The organism is Dietzia sp. DQ12-76 (assembly GCF_014145045.1).
GTDB lineage: Bacteria > Actinomycetota > Actinomycetes > Mycobacteriales > Mycobacteriaceae > Dietzia.
The window spans coordinates 10,462-13,281 of sequence record NZ_JAALDV010000508.1; the positions used below are offsets into that span (position 1 = coordinate 10,462).

Below are 2,820 nucleotides of genomic sequence, written 5' to 3' on the forward strand. Positions count from 1 at the left end.
GGTTGCGCTACCTCGGCAGGGAGGGCGCCGGCGAGGTGCAGACCCCGGTTCGGGGGGACGTGGCGATCGGGGACCGCGCCTGGTGGCGTCACGCGAAGGCAGGCGAGGTTTGCGAGCGGTTCGACACGCTCCACGTGGTGGACGACACTGCACAGGGGTCCGCGGTGGTGGACCGCTGGCCCACCTACCGTGGGGAAGGGAAGTGCTTCGGATGACGGACACCATGCCGATGACCGACGAGATGCGGGCCCTCCTGCACTCCGAGGCCGTCTCGATCACCGCCGACCTCGTCTCCATCGACTCGACCAACACCGGCGACCCCGCCTCGATCGGTGACGGCGAGACCCGCGTGTGCCGACGGATCGCCGAGTACCTGGACGAGGTGGGCATCCCGAGTGAACTGGTGGAGTCCGTGCCCGGCCGCGGCAGTCTGTTCGCCCGGGTGGACGGGTCCGATGCCGCCGCCGGAGGCCTCGTGGTGCACGGCCACGTCGACGTCGTGCCCGCCGTCGCCGAGGACTGGTCGGTCCCGCCGTTCGCGGGGGAGATCCGTGACGGCTGGCTCTACGGCCGGGGAACCGTCGACATGAAGAACATGATCGGCATGATCCTGGCCGTCGTGCGTCACTACCGCCGGGAGGGGATCGTGCCGCGCAGACCCCTGTTACTCGCCTTCTTCGCCGACGAAGAGGCCGCGGGGACGATGGGGGCACAGTGGGTGGTACGCGAACGCCCCGAGATCTTCGACGGAATGACCCACGCGCTCAGCGAGGTCGGCGGGTGGTCCGTCCCGGTGTCCGGACGCCGGCTCTACCCGATCGCGGTCGCCGAGAAGGGCGTCGCCTGGGCTCGGGTGAGCGCGAAGGGCGCCGCCGCCCACGCGTCCCGTCCGACCCCCGACAACGCCGTCGCCGCGATCGCCGGTGCCGTACACCGGGTCGCGAGCCGCCACTTCCCCGTCGCACCCACGGAGGCCAACACCGCCCTCGCCTCCGCGGTCGGTGAGCTCGCCGGGACGAGTGGCGACGTCGCGGACCTGCCCGCGCACCTCGGCGTGCTCGGGCATTTCGGCCCGTTGGTGGAGGCGTCGCTCTCGCACACCGCGTCGCCGACCATCCTGTCCGCCGGGTACAAGACCAACGTCATCCCCTCCGAGGCGTTCGCTGAGATCGACTGTCGCGTACTGCCCGGGGGAGAGGAGACCTTCCGCGCTGAGATCGAGGCCGAGCTCGGGCCCGACGTCGCGGTCGACTGGATCTGGCAACCGCCGATCGCCGCGCCCGCGGACGATCCGTTGGTCTCCGTCATCCGTGAGGCGGTCCTGGCGTCCGACCCCGGAGCCCTTGTCGTCCCGTACCTCCTGCCGGCCAGCACGGACAACAAGCACCTCGCTCCTCTGGGGATCCACGGGTACGGTTTCGTCCCGCTGAGGGTCCCGGACGAGTTCGACGTCTTCGGCCATTTCCACGCCGTCGACGAGAGGGTCCCCGTCGACGCCCTGCACTTCGGCGCGGACGTCCTCGCCCGGGTGCTCCGGTCGGCGTGAGAGGCCCGTTCTCCGGTAGGCGTCGGACCGCGCAACCGCGGACCCCGTTACCCGCGGATGTGTGGGTGCTGGTCGCCGCCGCGTTCGCCGTGGCGGTCGGCTACGGTCTCGTCGCCCCCGTGCTCCCGCAATACGCGCGGAGCTTCGACGTCTCGGTGACCGCCGCGTCGGTGGTCGTGAGCGCCTTCGCCTTCTTCCGTCTGGTGTTCGCCCCCGCCGGCGGGTTCCTCGTGGACCGCCTGGGCGAACGCTGGGTCTACATGTCGGGCCTGCTCATCGTCGTCGTGTCGACTCTGGCCACCGGTATGGCCCAGTCCTACTGGCAGTTGCTGGTGTTCCGGGGGCTCGGGGGGCTCGGGTCGACGATGTTCACCATCTCGGCCATGGCGCTGCTCACCCGCCTCTCACCCCCCGGCGCCAGGGGACGTATCGCCGGTCTGTACGCCACCGCGTTCCTGATCGGCAACATCGGCGGGCCGGTTCTCGGCGGGTTGCTCGCCGGGTTCGGCATGCGGGTGCCGTTCTTCGTCTACTCCGTCACCCTGCTCGTCGCGACCGGGGTGGTGGCGGTGTTCCTGCGAGGAGGGCGCCGGCCCTCGGCGGACGACGGGATGCCCGAGCAGGAGGCGCTCCCGGTGAGGGAGGCTCTACGCGACAGCGGATACCGCGCCGCGCTCGTGTCCAGCTTCGCCAACGGGTGGAGTTCCTTCGGCGTGCGCGTGGCGATCGTCCCACTCTTCGCCGCCGCGAACTTCGACGCCGGCGCCGGTGTCGCCGGCACCGCGCTGGCCTCCTTCGCCGTGGGCACCGCGGCCGTCGTCTCGGTGGCGGGGTGGTTGTCGGACAGGTACGGACGACGACCACTGGTGATCGGTGGACTGGTGGTCTCCGGGGTGTCAACGCTGGCGCTGGGCTGGTGCGATACGGTTCCCCTCCTCGTGGCCGCCTCGGTGGTGGCGGGAATGGGCGCGGGGGTGCTCAATCCCGCGCAGCAGGCCTCCGTCGCGGACGTGATCGGTGCGGATCGCGCAGGGGGTAAGGTGCTCGCGACCTTCCAGATGGCGAGTGATTCCGGAGCGATCCTCGGTCCGGTGCTGGTGGGCCTCGTCGTGGACGGGTTCGGCTACACCGCCGGATTCGTGCTCTCCGGGGCGCTGCTCCTCGCCGCGGTGGTGCCGTGGGTGTTCGCCAGAGAGACGCATGAGCGCCTCGGCCGGGACGGCGACGGGGGAGTGACCAGCGCCGCGGTGTCGCGGACGGGGTCGTCGACGCCG

General features: G+C 71.2%; 2 protein-coding genes and 1 pseudogene. All 3 read left to right on the forward strand.

The window, feature by feature from the left end:
- A pseudogene (locus G6019_RS17130) lies at positions 1-215 on the forward strand (amino acid deaminase/aldolase); the annotation flags it as partial.
- Positions 212-1,546, forward strand: a complete 1,335-nt coding sequence (locus tag G6019_RS15745) for a M20/M25/M40 family metallo-hydrolase (protein WP_182613389.1) — start codon at positions 212-214, stop codon at positions 1,544-1,546. The pseudogene G6019_RS17130 and the gene G6019_RS15745, both read left to right, overlap by 4 nt.
- Positions 1,543-2,820: MFS transporter (locus tag G6019_RS15750; RefSeq protein WP_231750277.1), on the forward strand; the 1,278-nt coding region annotated here is incomplete at its 3' end. The genes G6019_RS15745 and G6019_RS15750, both read left to right, overlap by 4 nt.

What these genes read in the sequence shown, in the direction of transcription:
- G6019_RS15745 (WP_182613389.1), top strand. Translation starts at nt 212, where the DNA reads ATGACGGACACCATGCCGATGACCGACGAGATGCGGGCCCTCCTGCAC.